General features: G+C 23.2%; 18 protein-coding genes, 3 tRNA genes and 1 rRNA gene. 6 read left to right on the top strand and 16 right to left on the bottom strand.

Annotation, left to right across the window (positions count from 1 at the left end; translation table 11 throughout):
• Positions 1-110: 110 nt before the first annotated feature.
• A tRNA-Asp gene (locus AB4W60_RS01170) sits at positions 111-184 on the bottom strand.
• Between the two features lie 71 nt (positions 185-255).
• Positions 256-996 carry a DNA polymerase III subunit epsilon gene (dnaQ, locus tag AB4W60_RS01165; protein ID WP_367676297.1) on the bottom strand — a complete coding sequence of 247 codons (741 nt, stop codon included), beginning with the start codon at positions 994-996 and terminating at the stop codon, positions 256-258.
• Positions 997-1,029: 33 nt separating this feature from the next.
• Here dnaQ and rnhA point away from each other — a divergent pair, with 33 nt between their 5' ends.
• Both rnhA and gloB read left to right on the top strand, forming a co-directional pair.
• Complete coding sequence (rnhA, locus tag AB4W60_RS01160; RefSeq protein WP_367676296.1) at positions 1,030-1,491, top strand: ribonuclease HI; 462 nt, start codon at positions 1,030-1,032, stop codon at positions 1,489-1,491.
• A gap of 24 nt (positions 1,492-1,515) precedes the next feature.
• Positions 1,516-2,289, top strand: coding sequence for a hydroxyacylglutathione hydrolase (gene gloB / locus AB4W60_RS01155; protein WP_367676295.1), 774 nt, complete (start codon positions 1,516-1,518; stop codon positions 2,287-2,289).
• A 5-nt stretch (positions 2,290-2,294) separates the two neighbouring features.
• Here gloB and AB4W60_RS01150 read toward each other — a convergent pair.
• The 3 genes from AB4W60_RS01150 to AB4W60_RS01140 form a co-directional block, all read right to left on the bottom strand.
• Positions 2,295-2,367, bottom strand: a tRNA-Ala gene (locus AB4W60_RS01150).
• Between the two features lie 17 nt (positions 2,368-2,384).
• A tRNA-Ile gene (locus AB4W60_RS01145) sits at positions 2,385-2,458 on the bottom strand.
• Positions 2,459-2,532: 74 nt separating this feature from the next.
• Positions 2,533-4,110 (bottom strand): 16S ribosomal RNA (locus AB4W60_RS01140).
• Between the two features lie 337 nt (positions 4,111-4,447).
• Between AB4W60_RS01140 and argS the strand changes: the two genes are divergently transcribed.
• Both argS and proS read left to right on the top strand, forming a co-directional pair.
• Positions 4,448-6,187 (top strand): arginine--tRNA ligase, encoded by a 1,740-nt coding sequence (argS, locus tag AB4W60_RS01135; protein ID WP_367676294.1) that lies wholly within the window; start codon positions 4,448-4,450, stop codon positions 6,185-6,187.
• 168 nt (positions 6,188-6,355) lie between these two features.
• Positions 6,356-7,573 (top strand): proline--tRNA ligase, encoded by a 1,218-nt coding sequence (proS, locus tag AB4W60_RS01130; protein WP_367676293.1) that lies wholly within the window; start codon positions 6,356-6,358, stop codon positions 7,571-7,573.
• A gap of 33 nt (positions 7,574-7,606) precedes the next feature.
• Here the strand turns inward: proS and accA are convergent, their stop codons facing one another.
• From accA to rpsB, 11 genes are all read right to left on the bottom strand, one after another.
• Complete coding sequence (gene accA / locus AB4W60_RS01125; RefSeq protein WP_343188836.1) at positions 7,607-8,578, bottom strand: acetyl-CoA carboxylase carboxyl transferase subunit alpha; 972 nt, start codon at positions 8,576-8,578, stop codon at positions 7,607-7,609.
• Positions 8,575-12,069 (bottom strand): DNA polymerase III subunit alpha, encoded by a 3,495-nt coding sequence (dnaE, locus tag AB4W60_RS01120; protein WP_367676292.1) that lies wholly within the window; start codon positions 12,067-12,069, stop codon positions 8,575-8,577. Before dnaE ends, accA begins: the two co-directional genes overlap by 4 nt.
• Before the next feature lie 22 nt (positions 12,070-12,091).
• Positions 12,092-12,691: a ribonuclease HII gene (locus tag AB4W60_RS01115; protein WP_367676291.1), complete on the bottom strand. Its 600-nt coding sequence runs from the start codon at positions 12,689-12,691 to the stop codon at positions 12,092-12,094.
• Between the two features lie 158 nt (positions 12,692-12,849).
• On the bottom strand, positions 12,850-13,296 hold the full coding sequence (gene fabZ, locus AB4W60_RS01110) for a 3-hydroxyacyl-ACP dehydratase FabZ (protein ID WP_367676290.1): 447 nt from the start codon (positions 13,294-13,296) through the stop codon (positions 12,850-12,852).
• Between the two features lie 37 nt (positions 13,297-13,333).
• Positions 13,334-15,745, bottom strand: a complete 2,412-nt coding sequence (bamA, locus tag AB4W60_RS01105) for an outer membrane protein assembly factor BamA (RefSeq protein ID WP_367676289.1) — start codon at positions 15,743-15,745, stop codon at positions 13,334-13,336.
• Positions 15,746-15,853: 108 nt separating this feature from the next.
• Positions 15,854-16,594, bottom strand: coding sequence for a polyprenyl diphosphate synthase (uppS, locus tag AB4W60_RS01100; RefSeq protein ID WP_367676288.1), 741 nt, complete (start codon positions 16,592-16,594; stop codon positions 15,854-15,856).
• A gap of 65 nt (positions 16,595-16,659) precedes the next feature.
• A complete protein-coding gene (ispC, locus tag AB4W60_RS01095; protein WP_367676287.1) occupies positions 16,660-17,850 on the bottom strand; it encodes a 1-deoxy-D-xylulose-5-phosphate reductoisomerase in 1,191 nt (396 codons plus the stop codon).
• Between the two features lie 73 nt (positions 17,851-17,923).
• Positions 17,924-18,484: a ribosome recycling factor gene (gene frr / locus AB4W60_RS01090; RefSeq protein WP_367676286.1), complete on the bottom strand. Its 561-nt coding sequence runs from the start codon at positions 18,482-18,484 to the stop codon at positions 17,924-17,926.
• A gap of 44 nt (positions 18,485-18,528) precedes the next feature.
• Positions 18,529-19,257, bottom strand: a complete 729-nt coding sequence (gene pyrH / locus AB4W60_RS01085; RefSeq protein ID WP_343188828.1) for a UMP kinase — start codon at positions 19,255-19,257, stop codon at positions 18,529-18,531.
• A 35-nt stretch (positions 19,258-19,292) separates the two neighbouring features.
• Positions 19,293-20,108, bottom strand: coding sequence for a translation elongation factor Ts (gene tsf / locus AB4W60_RS01080; protein ID WP_343188827.1), 816 nt, complete (start codon positions 20,106-20,108; stop codon positions 19,293-19,295).
• Positions 20,109-20,220: 112 nt separating this feature from the next.
• Entirely contained in the window at positions 20,221-20,934 is a 714-nt protein-coding gene (rpsB, locus tag AB4W60_RS01075; RefSeq protein WP_367676285.1) for a 30S ribosomal protein S2, read from the bottom strand.
• Between the two features lie 144 nt (positions 20,935-21,078).
• Between rpsB and map the strand changes: the two genes are divergently transcribed.
• Together map and dapD are read left to right on the top strand one after the other, a co-directional pair.
• Complete coding sequence (gene map / locus AB4W60_RS01070) at positions 21,079-21,861, top strand: type I methionyl aminopeptidase (RefSeq protein WP_367676284.1); 783 nt, start codon at positions 21,079-21,081, stop codon at positions 21,859-21,861.
• 48 nt (positions 21,862-21,909) lie between these two features.
• Positions 21,910-22,734 (top strand): 2,3,4,5-tetrahydropyridine-2,6-dicarboxylate N-succinyltransferase, encoded by an 825-nt coding sequence (gene dapD, locus AB4W60_RS01065; protein WP_367676283.1) that lies wholly within the window; start codon positions 21,910-21,912, stop codon positions 22,732-22,734.
• Positions 22,735-22,788: the final 54 nt, after the last annotated feature.

The following is a 22,788-nucleotide window of genomic DNA, read 5'->3' as shown; positions in this document are numbered from 1 at the left end:
AAATAATTATAAGAATAATTTTTCTTATTTAAAGATATTTAAAATCTTAAAGTTAATTACAAGATAGGAAAGTAAGAAAAAAACAAAATTAATTTTTATAAAAACTTTATCGGTGCGGACGGGGCTCGAACCCGTGACCCTCGGCGTGACAGGCCGATATTCTAACCAGCTGAACTACCGCACCTTTATATATTAAGATATTTCATTTTACATTGATTTATAAAATAGTCAATGTAGTTTAAAAAAAAAATTAATTTAATTTTTTTTCCATAAACAAATTTTATTATTTTTAAAAATTAAATTTAAATATTCTTTATGCAAAATACTTTCTTCCAAATTTGCTTTTATCACTTTAAAAGAAATTAATTTTTTATTTAAAAAATTTTTTGTATTTTTTATATTTTTTTTATCATTACAATATTCAAAATTAATTATATTTTGTCTGCTTGTCATAATTAAGTATATTTCTGCTAAAATTTCAGCATCAATAATCGCACTATGAATATTTCTATCAATATTAATTAGATTATAACGATTACATAAAGCATCAAGACTATTTTTTTTTCCAGGGAAAATTTTTCTTGCTATAGTTAAACTATCTATAATATTACAAAGATTCTCAATTTTGTTAATTTCTTTTTTTAACATTCTAAATTCATTGTTTAGAAAACCAATATCAAAAGGTGCATTATGTATAATTAAATCAGATCCATTAATATATTTTAAAAATTCTTTATATATATCACGAAAACTAGGCTTATTAAGTAAAAATTTATTTGATATGCCATGAATTTTAAAAGCAGAATCATCTATTTTTCTATCAGGTTTTATATATACATGAAATTTGTTATTAGTTAATTTTCTATTTAGAATTTCTACTGCACCTATTTCTATAATACGATGATTCAAATAAGGTTTACCTTTTTTATTTATTCCTGTAGTTTCAGTATCAAGTACAATTTGACGATTATTTTTTTTTTCATGTTTATTAAGCATAAAATAATTGAAATATAATAATAGAGATTATATATGAAAAAAATTCAAATTTATAGCGATGGATCTTGTTTGGGTAATCCGGGCCCAGGAGGATGTACAGCTATTTTAAAATATAAAAAATACAAAAAAATAATAACATCTGGGTTTTTTTTAACAACTAACAATAGGATGGAATTAATGGCTGCTATATTGGCATTAAAAGCTATTAAAGAAAAATGTAATATTGATTTTTATACAGATAGTAATTATTTATACAAAGGAATTTTAAAATGGATATATGATTGGAAAAATAAAAAATGGAAAAAAAATAATAAAATGATAAAAAATATCGATTTATGGAAAAAATTGTATTTTTTAATTCAATTACATAAAATCAAATGGTTTTTGTTAAAATCTCATAAAGGTAATCTATATAATGAAAAATGTGATGTAATAGCAAAAAAATCAGCAAAACTACCAACTTTAAATGATATAGGATATAATAAAATTAAATAACATCTTTTATTACAAATTTAATTTATGTTACAAATAAAAAATAATAATTTAAAGTTTACTTATGTAAAATCTTTAAAAGATAACTATATATGGATATTATATAATTATATTAATTATGAGTGTATTATTATAGATCCAGGAAGTGCAAAAGAAACAATTAAAAAGATAAAAAAAATGAAATTAAAACCTGTTGCAATATTAATAACACATTGTCATTATGATCATAATAGAGGAGTGGATTCTATATTAATCAAATTTCCATTTATTGATGTTTATGGACCAAAAGAAGCTAAAGACTGTAATATAAACAAAATTTTAACAAATGAAAAAACAATTAATTTACTAGATAATAAATTTAGTATTATTTTAACTCCTGGTCATACTGCAGGTCATGTGTCATATTATTGTAAACCTTTTTTATTTTGTGGAGATACTTTATTTTCTGGAGGGTGTGGAAATGTTTCTAACAATTTATATAAGGAAATGTTTAATTCTTTGACTCTAATAAGTTTAATGCCTAAAAATACATTAATATTTTGTTCTCATGAATATACTTTAAATAATTTAAAATTTGCAAAAGAAATATTTCCAAAGGATAAAAATATAAATTTCTATTATCAAAAAATAAAAAACAAAACTAAAAGAAATATCCCTACTTTACCTGTTAGTTTAAAAATTGAAAAAAAAATAAATATCTTTTTAAGGCTTAAAAAGATTTTAAAAAATTACAAGGAAACAAATTTAACTGAATTTTATATTTTTAAATATTTAAGATATAAAAAAGATAAATTTAAATAAAAACTTGGAGCTAAGCGGCTTCGAACCGCTGACCTCCTGCGTGCAAGGCAGGCGCTCTCCCAGCTGAGCTATAGCCCCAAAAATTAAAAGACTACTAGGCCTGAGTGGATTTGAACCACCGACCTCACCCTTATCAGGGGTGTGCTCTAACCAACTGAGCTACAAGCCTATGTAATAATTTTTACTCTAAAACATTCAGATAACTTGCGTGGACACCTTGAAAGAAAAGGTTATTTATTTAAATAAGGAGGTGATCCAACCGCAGGTTCCCCTACGGTTACCTTGTTACGACTTCACCCCAGTCATGAATCACAAAGTGGTAAGCGTTCTCCTTTTAAATTTTAGATTTATCAGGTTGAACAAACCTGCTTCTTTTGCAACCCACTCCCATGGTGTGACGGGCGGTGTGTACAAGGCCCGGGAACGTATTCACCGCGGCATTCTGATCCACGATTACTAGCGATTCCTACTTCGTGGAGTCGAGTTGCAGACTCCAGTCCGGACTACGACGTACTTTATGAGGTTTGCTTGTCTTCGCAGATTTGCTTCTCTTTGTATACGCCATTGTAGCACGTGTGTAGCCCTGGTCGTAAGGGCCATGATGACTTGACGTCGTCCCCACCTTCCTCCGGTTTATAACCGGCGGTCTTCTCTGAGTTCCCAGCTTAACCTGATGGCAACAAAGAATAAGGGTTGCGCTCGTTGCGGGACTTAACCCAACATTTCACAACACGAGCTGACGACAGCCATGCAGCACCTGTCTCATAGTTCCCTAAGGCACTTACATATTTCTACATAATTCTATGGATGTCAAGACCAGGTAAGGTTCTTCGCGTTGCATCGAATTAAACCACATGCTCCACCGCTTGTGCGGGCCCCCGTCAATTCATTTGAGTTTTAGCCTTGCGGCCGTACTCCCCAGGCGGTCGACTTAACGCGTTAGCTTCGGAAGCCCTTCCTCTAAGGGAACAACCTCCAAGTCGACATCGTTTACGGCATGGACTACCAGGGTATCTAATCCTGTTTGCTCCCCATGCTTTCGCACCTCAGCGTCAGTATTCGTCCAGGAGGCCGCTTTCGCCACAGGTATTCCTCCAGATATCTACGCATTTCACCGCTACACCTAGAATTCTACCTCCCTCTACGATACTCTAGTTAGTTAGTTTCAAATGCTGTTCCTAAGTTAAGCTCAGGGATTTCACATCTGACTTAACTAACCGCCTACGAGCTCTTTACGCCCAGTAATTCTGATTAACGCTAGCACCCTCCGTATTACCGCGGCTGCTGGCACGGAGTTAGCCGGTGCTTCTTCTATAGGTAACGTCAAGACTCAAAATTATTAGTTTTAAATTTTTCCTCCCTATTGAAAGTACTTTACAACCCTAAGGCCTTCTTCATACACGCGGCATAGCTGCATCAGGCTTTCGCCCATTGTGCAATATTCCCCACTGCTGCCTCCCGTAGGAGTCTGGACCGTGTCTCAGTTCCAGTGTGGCTGATCATCCTCTCAGAACAGCTAGAGATCGTTGCCTTGGTAAGCTTTTACCTTACCAACAAGCTAATCTCGTCTGGGTTCATCTATAAGCGTAAGGTTTATAAAAAACTATAAATCCCCTACTTTGGTTTTTCAACATCATGCGGTATTAGCTACCATTTCTAGTAGTTATTCCCCACTAATAGGCAGATCCCCAGATATTACTCACCCGTTTGCCGCTCGCCAGCAAAAAAAGAGTAAACTCTTTTTTTCTGTTGCCGCTCGACTTGCATGTGTTAGGCTTGCCGCCAGCGTTCAATCTGAGCCATGATCAAACTCTTCAATTTTTAAAAATATTACTTAAAGAATATTAACCTTTAAGAAAATTGTATTTCAAAATTTTATTGACCTGATCTACAAGGTGTCCACTCAAATTATCTGATATATTGTTAAAGAGCATTTTTGTTTTTGTTAGTACAATTTGTTATAATACACTCTTTTTATATAAAGTCAAGAAATATGAAAATTTATTTAAAAAAAATTCTATAAATTTTAAATTAGCATAAATTAAATATAGTTTTAAAAAAACAAAAACTGATTTGTAAAATATGATATAAACTATAACTTAAACATATTTGAAATATAGATATTATTACTTAAAAATTTAAAAGAGTTATATTTAAAATGAATCTTTACAAAAAAATTTCAAACGAAATTAAAAAATCTTTAATAAAAAATAAATATTTAATAAAAGATTATAACCTAAATATTTCTAATAAAATAAAAAAAAATATAGGTCATTATCAAATTAATGGGATTATTAAAATAGCAAAAAATATAGGAAAAAATCCTATACATTTTGCAAAAAAAATAATATCTAATATGAATATACAAAATATATCAGAAAAAGTAATAATACAAAAACCAGGATTTATTAATATTTTTATTAAAAAAAGTTTTTTAATAAAAGAAATAAAAAAATCTATAAAGTCATTCAGGATGAACATTAAAGAAACAAAAAACAAAAAAAAAATTATTTTAGATTATTCATCTCCAAATATAGCAAAAGAAATGCATGTAGGACATTTAAGATCAACTATAATTGGAGATGCAATGTTCAGAATTATTAAATTTACAGGCCATAAAGTAATAAAAACTAATCATATAGGAGATTGGGGCACTCAATTTGGAATGATAATTGCATATATCAAAGAAAAAAAAGACAACAAAGAAATACAAAAAATTAGTTTAAATAAATTGAATCAAATTTATAGTAAAGCTAAAAAAAAATATGATTCAGATAACAAATTTATGAAAAAATCGAATAAATATTTGGTAAAACTGCAATCTAATAATAAAAAATGTATATTTTTATGGAATAAAATTAAAAAAATCACCATAGAAGAAAACAATAAAATTTATAAAAAATTAAACGTCACATTAAATAACAATGATTTAATGGGAGAAAGCAGTTATAAAAATATATTAAATGAAGTTATTGAAGATTTAGAAGAACAAAAAATTTTAAAAAATAAAAATGGAAAAAAAATAGTATATCTAACAGAATTTAAAAATAAAAAAGGAAATCCTATGGGTGTTACAATACAAAGAAAAGATGGAGCTTTTTTATATTCAGCCATAGATATAGCATGCATAAAATATAGATGTCAAATTTTAAAAGCAAACCGTATATTGTATTACGTTGACAGTAGACAAAATCAACATTTAAAACAAGTGTGGATGATTAGTAAAAAAGCAGGTTACATTAATGAAGATTGCATGTTAGAACACCATATGTTTGGAATGATTTTAAATAAAGAAAAAAAACCATTTAAAACTCGTGAAGGAAATACAATTAAATTAATAAAATTAATCAACAAATCAATAAAAAAAGCAAAAAAAATAGTTGAAGTAAAGAATAAAAATATATCTGAAATAAATAAAAATAGAGCAGCAAAAATTATAGGAATAGGTTCTTTAAAATATTTTGATTTATCAAAAAATAGAAAAACTGATTATGTATTTAATTGGGATAAAATGTTAAAACTTCATGGAAATACTGCGCCATATATTCAATATTCATATTTAAGAATACTATCAATATTTCAAAAAGCTAAGGTTAAAAAAAGTATTTTAAATGGAGTTATAGAAATAAACAACGAAAATGAAATGTTGCTAGCAGTTAAGTTAGTTCAATTTGAAGAAACTATTTACCAAGTAATAACAAACGGAACTCCTCACATTCTATGTAAATATATATATGATCTATCAACAATGTTCTCTAATTTTTATGAAAAGTATTCAATTATATCAAGTAATAATAATAAAATTAAACATAGTAGAATAAATTTAATTTTTATAACAGCAAAAACTATAAAAAAAGGTTTAATGTTACTAGGAATAAAAACAACAAAATATATGTAAATCAAAATAATTTTTTATGTTTTTTAAATTAATATTTTTAACAAATTTAACATATAAAATGTATCAAATATAATAAATAAATAGCACATCCAAAAAATTAATAATTAAAAAATAAAACAAATATTTTAATAATAATAAAAATTTTTATATAATAAGGAATTCAATAAAATGAAAATAACAAATTATCTATTATCTACTTTGAAAAAATCATCTTTATCTAAAGATATAAAGAGTAATAATTTAATGTTAAGAGCAGGAATAATAAGAAAGTTATCTTCTGGGATATATACATGGTTACCTACAGGATTAAAAATAATAAAAAAAATAGAAAATATTATACGTAAAGAATTAGATAATATAGGTGCTTTAGAAATACAAATGCCAACAATTCAACCTGCTAAACTATGGAATAAAAGTAAAAGATGGGATATTTATGGATTAGAACTAATGAAATTTAATGATAGAAAAAATAAAAAATTTGTTTTAGGTCCTACTCATGAAGAAGTAATTACTACATTAATAAAAAATGAAATAAAATCTTACAAAGAACTACCTATAATATTATATCAAATAACTAATAAATTTAGAGATGAAATTAGACCAAGATTTGGAGTTATAAGATCTAAAGAATTTAAAATGAAAGATTGTTATTCTTTTCATGCAAATAATAAATCATTAATATCAACTTATAAATTGATGTATGAAACATACATTAAAATATTTAATCGTTTAAAATTAAAATTTAAAATTGTAGAAGCTAATAATGGTGCTATAGGAGGAGATATATCTCATGAATTTCAAGCTCTAAATGAATGTGAAGCAAACAAAATATGTTTTTCTAAAAAAGAAAAAAAAAATAAATATCATATAGAAACAGAAAAAACAAATAATAAAAATAATATAGAAATAGGGCATATATTTAAAATAGGAAAAAAATATTCACAAATATTTCAATCGTATTTTCAAAATAAAAATGGAACAAAAAAACTACTACATATGGGATGTTATGGAATAGGAATAAATAGAATTATTGCTTCTTTAATAGAACAAAATAATGATGTTAAAGGAATTATATGGAATAAGAATATAGCACCATTCAAGATTGCGATTTTACCTATAAATATAGATACATATATAAAAGTTAAAATATTATCTGAAAATATTTATAATTTTTTAAATAAACAGAAAATAGATGTTTTATTTTATAATAAAATAGAAAATATAGGAGTAATGTTTTCTAATATAGAGCTAATAGGAATACCAAACATTTTAGTTATTAGTAAAAATAGTATTAATAACAACTATATTGAACATATAAAAAGAAAAAATAATCAAAAGACAAAAATAAGAATTGAAAACATATACAAATACATTATTAACATCTAATGTTAAAACATTTGTATATAAAATATATAATATTTATTTTAATAATTTATGGGTATAATTCATAATTTTATTATAACGTAGTCGTAAAAGTTGATTTATGTCTAACTTATTCAATGAATTTAAATCTGATATTAAATGTTTTTTAATTATAGAAAACATTAAAACAGGATTTCTATGTGCTCCTCCTAATGGTTCAAAAATTATACTGTCAATTAATTTTAATTTTTTTAAAATTACAGATGTAATTTTCATAGATTGAGCTGCTTCCTGAGCTTTATTGATATTTTTCCAAAGGATTGATGCACACCCTTCAGGAGATATAACAGAATATGTACTATATTGTAACATATTAATTTTATCTCCAACTCCTATAGCTAAAGCACCACCTGAACCACCTTCTCCTATTACAGTACAAATAATTGGTACATTTAATTTAGGTATTTCAATTAAATTTTTAGCAATAGCTTCAGACTGATTCCTCTCTTCAGCACCAATACCTGGATCAGCACCAGGGGTATCAATAAAAGTTATTATAGGCATATTAAATTTAGCTGCCATTTTCATTAAACGTAAAGATTTTCTATATCCTTCCGGAAACGGCATTCCAAAATTATGGTATATTTTTTCATTTAATTCTCTGCCTTTTTGATGACCTAATACCATTACTGGAATATTATTTAAGCGAGCAATACCACCTATAATTGCTTTATCGTCAGAAAACATTCTATCACCATGCAATTGATCAAAATCAGTGAATATATTTTTTATATAATCTAAAGTATAAGGTCTTAAAGGATGTCTGGATAGTTCAATTATCTCCCAAGAATTTAAATTCATAAATATTTTTTTTATTAATTTATTATTTTTTTTATTTAATTTTTTAATTTCTTGTATATATAATATTTTAATTTTACTATCGCAATTACTTAATAAATTTTTCAATAATTTTATTTTTGAATCTATAACCTGAATAGGTTTTTCAAAATCTAAATAATTAGATATCATATTAATAATCTATTTCTTTTAAAATTTAAACTTACTTTTTTTATTTGAGGAATTAATTTTAATTTATTAATCAGTTTTCTTTCAGGATAAACTAACCATTTGTTTCCTGATTTTAAATTGGTGTAAACATTAGATTTTAAATATTTTATATAAATGGGAATATTACCTCCTAAATAAGGTTTAAAAATATTAGATAACAAGTCTATAAAAAATTTATTAATAGTTTTATCAACTACTGATATGCAAATTTTATTAACATATTTTGCTCTTGCAGTGGTTATATCTATTATTTCTAAAGCAATAATTTTATATAAACTATTAAAACGATCTAAAGATACTTTTCCTTTTATGACTAATATATTATTCTTATTTAAAAATTTTGAATATTTTTCAATTATATGATTATATAAAATGACTTCAATTCTTCCTGATAAATCATCAAATAACATTATTCCTATATTTTTATTGTTTTTAGTTATTTTGATTTTTATAGATATTATTATACCACTTATAATTATAACTTTATTTGCATTAATTGATTTTATATCTTTTATAAAAATACATTTTGCTATATAAGATTCTATTTCTGAAATATATTCAGATATAGGATTACCTGTAAGGTATAGACCTAAAACTTCATATTCTTTATCTAATTTTATTTCTTCAGTCCATGATTTTTTTAAAGAAATTGATTTTAATTTAATGTAAAATAAATCTTCTAAAGAACTGCTAAAAATATCTATTTGTCCAATATTTTTATTTATATTATATTGATTAGAAATCTTTAATGTATATTCTAATATATCAATTAAATGTGATCTATATATATTCAAAAAATCAAAAGCACCTGATAAAATTAATTTTTCAATAATTTTTTTTGTTATTTTTTTTGGATTAACACGTAAACAAAAATCTAACAAGCTTAAAAATATTCCATCTGTTTTTCTTATTTTAATAATATAGTCAATTGTAGAAGAACCAATTCCTTTAATTGCACCCATTCCATATATAAGACTATTATCTTTGTTAACAGTGAAATTATAATTACCTAGATTAATATTTGGAGGATTTACATTAATTCCTAATTGTTTACATTCATTAACTAATAATACGAGTCTATTAATATTATCTATATCTGAACTCATAGAAGCTGCCATAAAATCAGAAGTATAGTATACTTTTAACCATAGTGTTTGATAAGATATTAAAGCATATGCTACTGAATGAGATTTATTGAATCCATAACCAGCAAATTTTTCAACTAAATTAAATATTTTAATAGATAATTTGCTACATATACCTTTTTTTTTAGCTCCCTGCTGAAAAATAAATTTTTGCTTAGACATTTCTTTAGGATTTTTTTTACCCATAGCTATACGAAGTAAATCTGCTTCACTAAGTGTATACCCAGCTAGTACTTGAGCAATTTGCATAACTTGCTCTTGATATAAAATAATCCCATAAGTTTTATTTAAAATTGGCTTAAGAGATTCATGCTGCCAGTTTTCATCAGGATAATAAATCTTTTCTATACCATGTTTTCTATTTATAAAATTATCTACCATTCCTGATTGCAACGGACCTGGACGAAATAATGCTAATAATGCTACAATATCCTCAAAAGAATCTGGTTTTAACCTCATTATTAAATCTTTCATTCCTTTAGATTCTAACTGAAAAACTGCAGTAGTATTAGCATTTTGTAATTGCTTAAAACACTTATGATCATTTAAATTTAATGAATTTAGATCGATTTTTTTATGTAATTTTAAACGATTATTAATTATGTTAAGAGTATTATGAATTATAGTCAAAGTACGAAGGCCAAGAAAATCAAATTTAACCAAACCAACAATTTCTATATCATTTTTATCAAATTGAGTTATAGGATTATTAGTATTTAAATCTAAATAAGTAGGAGAAAAATCTGTAATTTTGGTAGGAGAAATAACAACTCCTCCAGCATGTTTACCTATATTACGAATTGTACCTTCTAATTTAACAGCTTTATCAAATAATACTTTCACTTCTTTATTATTAGAGTACATATTAAGTAATTTAGACTCATTAATAAAAGCATCTCTTAAAGTAATACCTGGATCTAAAGGTATTAATTTAGATATTTTATTCAGAAATCCATAAGGATATCCTAAAGCTCTACCTACGTCTCTAATTACTGCTTTTGCTGCCATAGTACCAAAAGTAACAATTTGAGATACAGATTCTCTGCCATATACCTTAGAAACATGATCTATTACTTCATCTCTTCTATCCATACAAAAATCAATATCAAAATCAGGCATAAAAGTTCTTTCTAAATTTAAAAAACGCTCAAATAATAAATCAAAGTAAATAGGATCTATTTCAGTAATCTCCAATGCATATGCTACTAGTGAACCTGCACCAGAACCTCTACCAGGACCAACAGGAATATTATTATATTTAGACCATTTTATAAATTCCATTACAACCAAAAAATAACTGGAAAATCCCATTTTATTTATTACTTTTAGCTCATAATTTAATCTATTAAAATATTTTAAATATAAATCTTTATTATTACCTATATTTAAAGAATTTTTAAATCTATTAATTAAACCTTTTTTAGCTTTTTTTACTAAAAAATTTTTATTACTAATATTTTTAGTAGGAAATATAGGTAAAAAATGATTATATAAAGGTATTATTAAATTACATCTTTTAGCTATTTCTACACTATTTTGTAAAGATTCAGGTATATCTGAAAACAAATCTAACATTTCTTTTTCTGTTTTCATAAACTGGTTTTCAGTATAATCATAAAAAGATTTTGATAAGTTTAAAGAAGAATTTTCTTGTATTTTTACTTTAATTTGATGTATGCTAAAATCGTTTTTATTTAAAAAGCATACTTCATTTGTAGCTACTAAAGGAATTTTATATTTTAATGCATAATAAATTATATCATTAAAATATTGAACTTCATGTTTACGATTAATTCTAGATATATCTATATAATAAAAATTTAAAAAGTATTTTTTATAAAATTCTAAAAAAAGATTTATAAAATGTTTATTTTTTATTAAAATGCTTTTTCCTATATCTCCATATATACCTCCAGAAAGTATAATTAAACCTTGATTATATTTTACTAAGTCGCTGTATTTAATAGTAGGGTCTTTAAATTGAACGATATTATTATAAGCTTCTGATGTTAACGAAATAATATTCTTATACCCTATGCTATTTATGGCTAATATAGTTAAATATACAGTATTTTTTAACAATTTATTATAAACTTTAAAATCTACACCTATAATAGGTTTAATGCCCATGATATGAGCATGACGATAAAATTTAATTATCCCCGACAAATTAAATAAATCATTTAAAGCAATAGCAGGCATTCCAATTTCAACAGCTTTATTTATTATCGATTCAGGTTTAGATAAACCATTAATTAAAGAATAGTCACTATGTACGCGTAAGTGAATAAATTTAGGATTTTTCATTTAACAAAATCTCAAAATAACTTTATTTGTGATCAATGTGTATAAAACTAGACATAGGAGAAAAACTTAAACGATGTAAATTAGTTACACCAAACTTACGAATAGCTAATATATGATCTTTAGTTGGGTAACCTTTGTTTTTATTAAAATTATATTCAGGAAAATATGAATGAATTTTATTTAATTTACTATCACGTATAACTTTAGCTATAATAGAAGCTGCGCTAATCTCTTTGATAATATTATCACCATTAACAACGCAATGAATAGGAATAGAAATATTTGGAGATTTATTACCATCAATAAATATATAACTAGGTTTTAAGTTAAGACCTAAAATAGCTCTTTTCATAGCTATCATTCTAGCGTTTAAAATGTTAAATTTATCTACTTCTTGAGCATTAGCAACTCCTATATGCCAATCTAAAGATTTTTTTTTAATTTCTTTACTAATATATAAACGATTTTTGATAGAAATTTTTTTAGAATCTTTTAATCCATGTATTTTAAATTTTTCGTTTAAAATTACAGCAGCGGCAACAACTGGTCCTGCTAATGCGCCACAACCAACTTCATCTACACCTGCAATTAAATTATAATTTTTATAAATTAATTTAAACATTATATTATACCTATAAAAAATAAAAAAATTTTTTATTAAAATTTAAAACTTTTAAAAATATTTAAATTGAAATAAAACTATATAAAATAACGTGTTTTAAATTAAATTTAATAACAAATATGCTGAATGTATTAATAAAAAATATTATAAATTTTAGATTATTTTTTCATGCACATAATATTTGCTTTACAAATTATTTTTTCATTTACTTTAGATATTGATTTAAAAAGTATAATTTTTCTTTTATATTTTTTGTAATATACCTCTGTTGTTATTTGATCTCCTGGAAATACAGGATTTTTAAAACGAGCTTTATCAACGCCAACTAAATGATATAAATCTTTATGTTCTAACTTAGACATACTAGCAACAGCCAAAATTCCTGCTGTTTGCGCCATAGATTCTATTAATAATACACCGGGAAAAATAGGATCACCAGGAAAATGCCCATTAAAAAAAGGCTCATTAAATGAAACATTTTTTATAGTTTTAATATACTTATACTTTACTATCTTTATTATTTTATCTACTAATAAAAAAGGATATCTATGAGGTAACAAATTTAAAATTTCTTTAAATGTTAATTTATTAATATTAGTATTCAAAATATTTTTCCTAAAAAATTTTAAAATTTTTTTATAGTTATTTTTCTAAATTTAATTTAAAAAATTCAATAGAATCACCAGTTTGTTTATACAAAGGATATCCGAATGAAAATGTCATAATACCTATTGGAGATAAAAATTTTACAGATATTCCAGTTGTAACATGTAAATTATATATATTTTGATATTTATTAGCAGTAATACTTTTACTAAAATATTTCAATGTATTTAATAAATTAACATTCCAGATATTACCTAAATCTAAAAAAATAGACATTCTTAAATTATCAATATAAGAATTATTTAAAAAAGGTACAGGAAATATCATTTCAGAATTTGTTAAAAAAAAAGTATTACCTCCGGTTATATTATTAAATTTATTTAAAAAATTATTGTTATATTCAGAATATTTTAAATAGTAATCATGTGTAGAATGTAATTTATAAAAGATACTGTTATAATTTAAATTTCTTACAGAATTAGAGGTTTTTAAATAAAAACTTTCATTAAATGGATAGTGACTGTTATATAAAGAATTACCAAATCCTAATTTTATGTTATTAAATAATATAAAATTTTTATTTATATTAAAAGGAATATAGTTTTTAATTTCTAAAACAGATTTAAAGTAACATGTATTATATAAAGGAATAACAAATTTACTTTTAAAAAAGATACTACTACCTATCTTAGGAAATATCAAATTATCAAAATTATTAAAATTCCATAAAAATTTTATAAAAAAACTATCAAAAGAATAATTATGATATTTAGTAGTATTTATAAAATTATTATATAAATTAAAATCATTCCATATAAAAAATTGAGAAAAATTTTTAGAATTAAAATCATGCAAATATTCTAAATTTAAAAAAAATGAATGTTTTTTCTTATTAAAAATTTCAAAAATGAAATTTGATCCATAAGTATTATTAAAATAATCAGGTAATTTTAATGGATCATTATTCTTATGTTTGTAAAAAAAAATACTTTTTATGCTTTTTAAATATTTGAATAAATAAGGATTAAAAATAGATATTTCACCATTAGATTCGTTAATATTTTTAATATTGTTTATATTTAAAATATGCTCTGTTTTAAATATTTTTTTTTTGATTAAATTTAAATTCAAACTAACATTACTAGAGCTACCATAACTAACTCCAAAATTTAATAAATTATTGTTTTTTTCTTTAAAATAAAAAAATAAGTCGATTTTATTTAATGAATTAGGAGATTTTTTTATTTTAATATCTAAATTATCAAAATATTCTGAACTAAGAAGATGATTTTTATCTGAAATAATTAAGTTTTCTCTATACCATTTTTTCTGTTTTTGACTAAGAATCAAATTTAAAGTTTGATTTTTAATATAATTATTATTAACATAATAAATGTTATTTACTAGATAACGATTATTTGTAATTATATTAAAATGTAATTCAACTGTTTTATCTTTATAATTAATTATAGGATATAAATCTAAGGAATAGTTTATATAACCATTATTTTTTAAAAATTCTGCAATTTTTTTATTAATGCAAAGAATTTTTTTATAATTGAATACTTCACCAGAATTAATCAAAATAATATTTGATATATAATCATAAAAAATATCAGGATAAATATGTAAAAAAAATTTAGATATTCTAAATCTTTTTCCTTGTTTTAAATCAAGTAAAATTGAAATTTTATTTCTACTTTCTATATAATTACTTTTTATATAATTTAGATTAAAATTTATATATCCATGATTAAAAAAATAACTCTGTAATAAATTTAAATAATTTATAAATGAACTAGGATTAAATTTACAATAAAATCTATCAAAAATAGATAAAAAATCTAAACTATTTTTTAAATTACAATAAGAAAAATTTTTATTTAATTGAACTATATTTTTTTTAGAAAAAAAAATTTTATCAAAAGATAATAATTTCTTTTCAAAAAATACGATTTTTAAAATTATATGATTAGTAGATTTGTAAGAATAAAATATTTTAACTACAGTGTTATAACTTCCTAATCTTTTATATAAATCTTCTAATTTTTTTTTAAATAAAAATAAAACTCTTGGATTTAAAAAAAAATTAACATTAATACCTAAATTATTAGCAATATTATTAATATATTTAGAATTAACATATCTATTATCAATATAGTGAATATCATCAATAATAGGATGTTCTTTAAAATTAAAAAAAATTTTATTTTTGTCAACAAAAACATCAATTTTTTCAAAATAACTAGTATTAAATAACTTAAATATACTTTTTTTAATATTAACATTAGATATTTTATTAATTTGATTATTTGTAATTATTCTATAAATTTTTTCACTAGAAGCTAAATTTAATCCTTTAAAAATAATCTTATAATAAGTAAATCCATAACTATATACACAAAAAATTAAAAAAAACAAAACTAAAAAAATTAATTTAATTATCATATAATAATTTTATTTTTAAAAATAATGAACTTATCATACATTAAAAATAATATTTTTATCAAATATTGTTAAAATTTTAATTTTAGTAATTAAAATTATAATAATTATTTAACTACCACCAAAACGTCTATCACGTTTTAAAAATTCTTTAATAGCTAGTTGAAAACTATGTTCATTAAAATCAGGCCATAATGTATTTGTAAAATACAACTCAGAATATGCAATTTGCCATAACATAAAATTACTAATTCTATATTCTCCTCCAGTTCTAATAACTAAATCAACTGGAATTTTGCTATCAATACATAAAAATTTAGATAAATAGTTTTCATTAATACTTTCTGAGGATATTTTTTTATACTTAATTTTAGATATAAGTTTTTTTATTCCTTGAATAATATCCCATCTTCCTCCATAATTAATTGCAATATTAAGTAATAATCCAGTATTAAGTTTTGTTAATTCATGTGCATGTAAAATACTATTTTTAAAGAAAGAACCAAACAAACTAATATCACCAATGATTCTTAATTTTATATTATTTTTATATAAAATATCTAAATCAGAATTTAAAACCACTAAAAACAAATTTATTAAAGATTCGACTTCTTGTTTAGATCTATTTAAATTTTCACTACTAAAAGCATACAAAGTCAACACTTTTAAATTACAAATAATAGAATATTTAATAATTTTTTTTACAGCTTTAACACCAGCTTTATGACCATCAATATAAGATTTATTCTTATTAATAGCCCATCTTCTATTGCCATCCATAATAATTGCAATATGATTAATATTATTTTTTATAAAATCAAATTTTTTTTTGGAGTTATAAATATAATTCATAGATAATTTTTCTATGTATGTTGATTAAAAGTTATATACAAAAAATAAATATTTTTTCCTAAATACTAAAATAAACTTATTTTATTTAAAGCTATAATACGAGCTCTTCTATCAATTTCTAGAATATCTTCAATAGATTTAGGTTCTGGATATGAAAAAGACATAACTACAGATTTATTTAATTTATAAATAGAATTAAAACTAATCTTTTTCCTTAAAAATGCTTCTACAGCTATCTCATTAGCTGCATTCAATATGATTATTGCTGACTGTCCTTCAATAAATGTTTCAATTGCTAATTTTAAACAAGGATATCTGGTAAAATCAGGAGGATAAAAAGACAAATTTTTTATAGAAGATATATTCAAATAATCAGATCCAGAATAAATTCTATTAGGCCATGTAAGAGCATAAGATATAGGTATTCTCATATCTTTAGCTCCTAAATGGGCCAATATACTACCATCAAAGTAGCATACCATGGAATGAACTATTGACTGAGGATGAATAACTATTTCTATTTCTGAATCTGAAGCATTGAATAACAATCTAGCTTCAATATATTCTAAACCTTTATTCATCATAGTTGCAGAATCTACAGAAATTTTTTTACCCATTTTCCAATTTGGATGAGATATAGCATGCTCAGGTAAAATATTAGAAAATTCTTCTAATGGAGTTTTCAAAAAAGGACCTCCTGAACCTGTTAAAATAATTGATTTAATTCCATTTTTTTTAAGATCAGCAAAACCTAATTTTTCTTGGACTTTTTTAGGTAAATTCTGAAAAATAGCACTATGTTCGCTATCAATTGGTAATAATTTAGCTCCGCTAACAGATAACTCTCGCATAAATAATTGCCCGCAAACAATCAAAGATTCTTTATTAGCTAATAATATAGTTTTTCCTGCTTTAATAGCGCAAAAAGTAGGCATAAGACCCTGAATACCCACAATAGCAGAAATAACTGTATCAACTTCATTTAAAGATGCTAAATCACAAGCTGATTTAATTCCTGATAATACTTGAACTTTTAAATTAAACGATTTTAATTTTTGTCGTAATAATTTAGCATATTTTTCTTCTTTCATTGAAATTAATTCAGGATTGAATTCTAAACATTGATTTAACATAACATCAACATTTTTACCAGCTACTAAAGCTTTGATTTTAAATAAATCTGGATATCTTTTTATTACCAATAAAGTATTTATTCCAACAGAACCAGTAGAACCAAGAATAGTTAATTGAATCATAAAAATACTTTTAATTTAAAATTATAATTAGATAATTATGTATTAAAACATAAAATTTATTTATATAATATTATTATACTTTTTTAATTTCTAATTTTTTTTTAGATAAAATAATTTCAGTTTCTGATATATAATCATCAGTTAATGTTTGAATTTTATTTTCTGCATAACGATCTTGATCTAAACTAATTTCCTTATTTTTTAATAATAATTTAATTTTATCTTTAGATATTTTTCTAATATTTCTTATACAAATCCTAGTTTTTTCTGCATACCTTTGAATTATTTTAATTAAGTTTATTCGACGATCTTCTGTTAATAAAGGTATAGGAACTAAAATACAATTATTAGTTTTAGATATAGGATTTAAATTTAATTCAGAAGATAAAATACTTTTTTCAATACTTTTAACTATAGAATTATCAAAAACAGTAATTTTTAAAAGATTAGCATTCTCAACAGTAATATTAGAAATTTGCTTTAACGGAGTCATAACATTATAATAATCAACCATGAGATTTTCAATTAATAAAGTAGAAGCTCTACCAGTATTAATTTTATTTAAATTAGATTTAAAAACCTTAATACATTTTTGCATTTTTATAGAATTTTTATTTATAATATTGTTAATCATTTTTAAATTTCTCATCCAAAAAAATTAAAAGTACTAATATTTAATTATCTGTCATAAATTAAAGTACCTTCTTTAATGCCTATTGCAGCTTTATATATAGACATATGTTTATTAATGTTAAATACCCTAATAGGTAAATTATAATCACGAGCTAATATTAAAGAACAAGAATCCATAATTTTTAATTTGTTATTTATTACATCTTTATATCTAATACTATCATAAAAAATAGCATTTGAATTTTTTTTAGGATCATCTGAATATACCCCATTAACATTAGTAGCTTTTAAAACAATCTCTGAATCAGTTTCAATAGCTCTTAAACATGCTGCAGAATCAGTGGTAAATAAAGGATTTCCTATTCCTCCAGCAAAAATTACTAAAGAGTTATTACTTATTAATTTAATTGCTTTTTCACGATTATAAACTTCACATATACTTGGTATACAAAACGAGGACATTAAATAAGAATTAATTGAAAATTTACTCATAAAACCATGTATAGCTAAACCATTTATTATAGTTGATAACATACCTATATTATCTGCAAATATACGATTAATCCCTAAATTTGAAAAACAAGATCCTCTAAATAAATTACCACCACCAATCACAATTGCTATTTGAATACCAAAACTAATTAAAATTTTGATTTCTTTAATTATACGATTAAGAAAAGTAGAATCTATTCCAAAATCTTTTTTCCCTTGTAAAGACTCGCCGCTAATTTTTAATAAAACACGTTTATATATAGGCTTAATTTTAGTATGCATAAAGTATTTCTATAAATTATATAAAGAATTAAATACTAACTTTTATTATTAATTTCAAATCTAATAAATTTTTTTAAATTTATTTCATAATTTTTTAAAAACCATTCAACATTTTTACTAGTATCGAAAATAAATTTCTGTTTACATAATGTTAATGAATTAATAAACTTTTTGATTCTACCGTCAACTATTTGTTTTATTATCTTAGGATTGTCAGATATTTTAATTGCTAGAGATTTTTGAATTTCGATTTCTTTATCAATAATTTTATTTGGTATATCATTTGAATATATAGAAATAGGATTACTAGCCGCAATATGCATTGTAATATTTTTTATAAATTTTATTTTATTAGGATCACTATTAAATTTATCAACTAATAATAAAACTCCTATTTTATTATTATTATGCAAATAATAATCTATGTAATCACCTTTTAATAATTTAAAGCGTTTTATATTTATATTCTCACCAAATTTAGATATTAATAAACTGATTTTATTTTTAAAGGTTTCTTTTAAATTAGTTAATTTAATAAAATTATTATTAATAATGTAATTAACAATTTTATTACCAAAAGAAATAAAATCAATGTTTTTAGCAACAAAATCTGTTTCACAATTTAATTCAACTAAAACACCAATATTATCTTTAACACAAACAAAAATAGCTCCTTCATTTGTATTATATATAGATCTATTTTGAGCTTTAACAATTCCAGACTTACGTAAATTATCTATAGCAAGATTAATATCTCCTTTAGATTTTACCAAAGCATATTTGCAATCTAAAATACTTATTCCTGTAATATTTCTTAATTTCTTAATCAAATTAACTGTAATATTTTTCATTATAATTTCCTTTGTTTAATATATAAAATTTTATAAATTTAATATGAAATAAGCTGAAGTTAAAACAACTTATTTCATGATATTTAAATAAAAAATTAAAAAATATTAAAATCTAAATCACTACATTAGTAGAATTTGTTTTTTTATTATTAACATTAAAAGTTATTGCGTTCGATACAGCATTTAAATATAATTCTATTGATCTTATAGCATCATCATTTCCTGGAATTATAAAATCTACTCCATCAGGACTAGAATTAGTATCTACAACAGAAAAAACTAATATTCCTAAATTATTAGATTCTTTAATTGCTATATGTTCATGTTCAGCATCTATAACAAATACAGCATCTGGTAATCCACCCATAGATTTAATACCACCTAAACTATTTTCTAGTTTTATTAATTCTCTTGAATGTAACAATGCTTCCTTTTTTGTCAATTTATCAACAGTGCCATTCTGTAATTGTAATTCTAAATCTTTCAACCTATTTATAGACTGACGAACTGTTTTCCAATTTGTTAACATACCTCCTAACCAACGATGATTTACATAAAATTGATTACAACGAAGTGCTGTATCTTTAATTAATTTTCTAGCAGAACGTTTTGTGCCAACAAATAAAATTTTTCCTTTTTTTAAAGAAATTTTATTTAAATTTTTTAAAGCAATATTAAACATAGGAAGTGTTTTTTCTAAATTAATAATATGAACTTTATTTCTTGAACCAAAAATGAAAGGTTTCATTTTTGGATTCCAATAACGAGTTTGATGTCCAAAATGCACACCAGCTTGAAGCATATCTCTCATTGAAACTGTTAACATTTATTACCCCAAAAATAAATTGATTATATCATATGATTTAATTATTATAAAAATAGTTATTTTATAATAAAATGTAATTTTATTAAATAGAATACATTCTATAACACATAAATGTAAACTTTTATTAGTTAATATAAAAATATAATGAATATTATTAAAACAAAGCAAGAAATAAAAAAAATGCGTATTGCTGGTAAATGCGCAGCAGTAATAATAGATAAAATTGAAAAATATATAGAACCAGGAATTACAACCGAAAGAATAAATAATATCTGTAATAAACTTATAATGGAACAAAAAGCAAAATCAGCATGTTTAGGTTATAAAGGTTTTCCTAAATCAATATGTACTTCTGTAAATGAAGTAGTATGCCATGGAATTCCTAGTAATAAACAAGTGCTAAAAATAGGAGATATAATAAATATCGATATTACAGTAATAAAAAATGGATATCATGGAGATACATCTAAAATGTTTGTTGTAGGAGAATATAACAAACTAGGAAAAAAATTATGTGAAAAAACAAAAAAAAGTCTATATGAAGCAATAAAAATAATAAAACCAGGAATTAGGTTAAATAAAATTGGTAAATCAATACAAAATTACATTGCAAATACAAAATTTTCTATTGTAAAAGAATACTGCGGACATGGAATAGGAAAATTTTTTCATGAATATCCTCAAGTTTTACATTATGAAACACATGATAATGGATTAATATTAAAACCAGGTATGACATTTACAATTGAACCTATGATAAATTCAGGTAAACCACAAACTAAATGTATAGAAGATGGATGGACAGTAATAACAAAAGATAAAAGTTTATCAGCTCAATATGAACATACTATATTAGTTACTGAAGAAGGTTGTGAAATATTAACTTTAAATAAAACAGATACAATAAATAAAATTATTAGAAATTAATTAATAATAAAATTAAATATTAACTTTAATCTAAAAATGGTATTAAAAATGATAGAACTAAAAAAAAATATTGAACATCAATTTAAAAATATTGAAAATATAAATACAAAATCAATCAAAAATATAGATAAAGAAAAAATTTATAAAGTAATTTCGTTATTAAATTCAGGAATAATTAGGGTATCAGAGAAAAATCAAGGTATATGGACTACTAATGAATGGATTAAAAAAGCTATATTATTATATTTTAAAATTAAAAAAAACAAAGTTATAAAAGGGTCAGAAAATTTATTTTTTGATAAAATACCATTAAAATTCAATGAATATAATAAAGAAAAATTCATAGAAGAAGAAATAAGAATAGTACCTCCAGCAACTGCTAGATTTGGATCTTTTATAGGAAAAAAAAGCATATTAATGCCTTCTTATGTAAATATAGGAGCATATATTGATGAAGGTAGCATGATTGACACCTGGGCAACTATAGGTTCGTGTGCGCAAATAGGAAAAAATGTACATATATCAGGAGGAGTAGGTATAGGAGGTGTATTAGAACCTTTGCAATCTAATCCTACAATTATAGAAGATAATTGTTTTATAGGTGCTAGATCTGAAATAGTAGAAGGAGTAATAATAAAAAAAGGATCTGTTATATCAATGGGAGTTTATATAGGAAAAAGCACTAAGATATATGATAGAGAAGATAAAAAAATATATTATGGTATAGTACCATCTGGATCAGTAGTAGTACCAGGTAATATTCCTTCAAAAAATAATGAATATAGCTTGTACAGTGCAATTATTGTTAAAAAAGTAGATTTAAAAACTTTAAGTAAAGTTGGAATAAATAAACTATTAAGAAGCATTGATTAAAAAATAAATATTAAAAATAAAAAAATATTCAACCTCTCATAAATATGAGAGGTT

Origin of the sequence: Buchnera aphidicola (Neophyllaphis podocarpi) (assembly GCF_964059055.1) — a bacterium.
Taxonomy (GTDB): Bacteria; Pseudomonadota; Gammaproteobacteria; order Enterobacterales; family Enterobacteriaceae; genus Buchnera_M; species Buchnera_M aphidicola_A.
Note: the sequence above shows the minus strand (reverse complement) of the source record. Positions and strands in the feature narration are given on the sequence as shown.

Excerpts from the sequence above, each read along its gene's own strand:
- dnaQ (WP_367676297.1), bottom strand. The coding sequence starts at position 996 with ATGCTTAATAAACATGAAAAAAAAAATAATCGTCAAATTGTACTTGAT.
- rnhA (WP_367676296.1), top strand. The coding sequence starts at position 1,030 with ATGAAAAAAATTCAAATTTATAGCGATGGATCTTGTTTGGGTAATCCG.
- gloB (WP_367676295.1), top strand. The coding sequence starts at position 1,516 with ATGTTACAAATAAAAAATAATAATTTAAAGTTTACTTATGTAAAATCT.
- argS (WP_367676294.1), top strand. The coding sequence starts at position 4,448 with ATGAATCTTTACAAAAAAATTTCAAACGAAATTAAAAAATCTTTAATA.
- proS (WP_367676293.1), top strand. The coding sequence starts at position 6,356 with ATGAAAATAACAAATTATCTATTATCTACTTTGAAAAAATCATCTTTA.
- accA (WP_343188836.1), bottom strand. The coding sequence starts at position 8,578 with ATGATATCTAATTATTTAGATTTTGAAAAACCTATTCAGGTTATAGAT.
- dnaE (WP_367676292.1), bottom strand. The coding sequence starts at position 12,069 with ATGAAAAATCCTAAATTTATTCACTTACGCGTACATAGTGACTATTCT.
- AB4W60_RS01115 (WP_367676291.1), bottom strand. The coding sequence starts at position 12,691 with ATGTTTAAATTAATTTATAAAAATTATAATTTAATTGCAGGTGTAGAT.
- bamA (WP_367676289.1), bottom strand. The coding sequence starts at position 15,745 with ATGATAATTAAATTAATTTTTTTAGTTTTGTTTTTTTTAATTTTTTGT.
- uppS (WP_367676288.1), bottom strand. The coding sequence starts at position 16,594 with ATGAATTATATTTATAACTCCAAAAAAAAATTTGATTTTATAAAAAAT.
- ispC (WP_367676287.1), bottom strand. The coding sequence starts at position 17,850 with ATGATTCAATTAACTATTCTTGGTTCTACTGGTTCTGTTGGAATAAAT.
- frr (WP_367676286.1), bottom strand. The coding sequence starts at position 18,484 with ATGATTAACAATATTATAAATAAAAATTCTATAAAAATGCAAAAATGT.
- pyrH (WP_343188828.1), bottom strand. The coding sequence starts at position 19,257 with ATGCATACTAAAATTAAGCCTATATATAAACGTGTTTTATTAAAAATT.
- tsf (WP_343188827.1), bottom strand. The coding sequence starts at position 20,108 with ATGAAAAATATTACAGTTAATTTGATTAAGAAATTAAGAAATATTACA.
- rpsB (WP_367676285.1), bottom strand. The coding sequence starts at position 20,934 with ATGTTAACAGTTTCAATGAGAGATATGCTTCAAGCTGGTGTGCATTTT.
- map (WP_367676284.1), top strand. The coding sequence starts at position 21,079 with ATGAATATTATTAAAACAAAGCAAGAAATAAAAAAAATGCGTATTGCT.
- dapD (WP_367676283.1), top strand. The coding sequence starts at position 21,910 with ATGATAGAACTAAAAAAAAATATTGAACATCAATTTAAAAATATTGAA.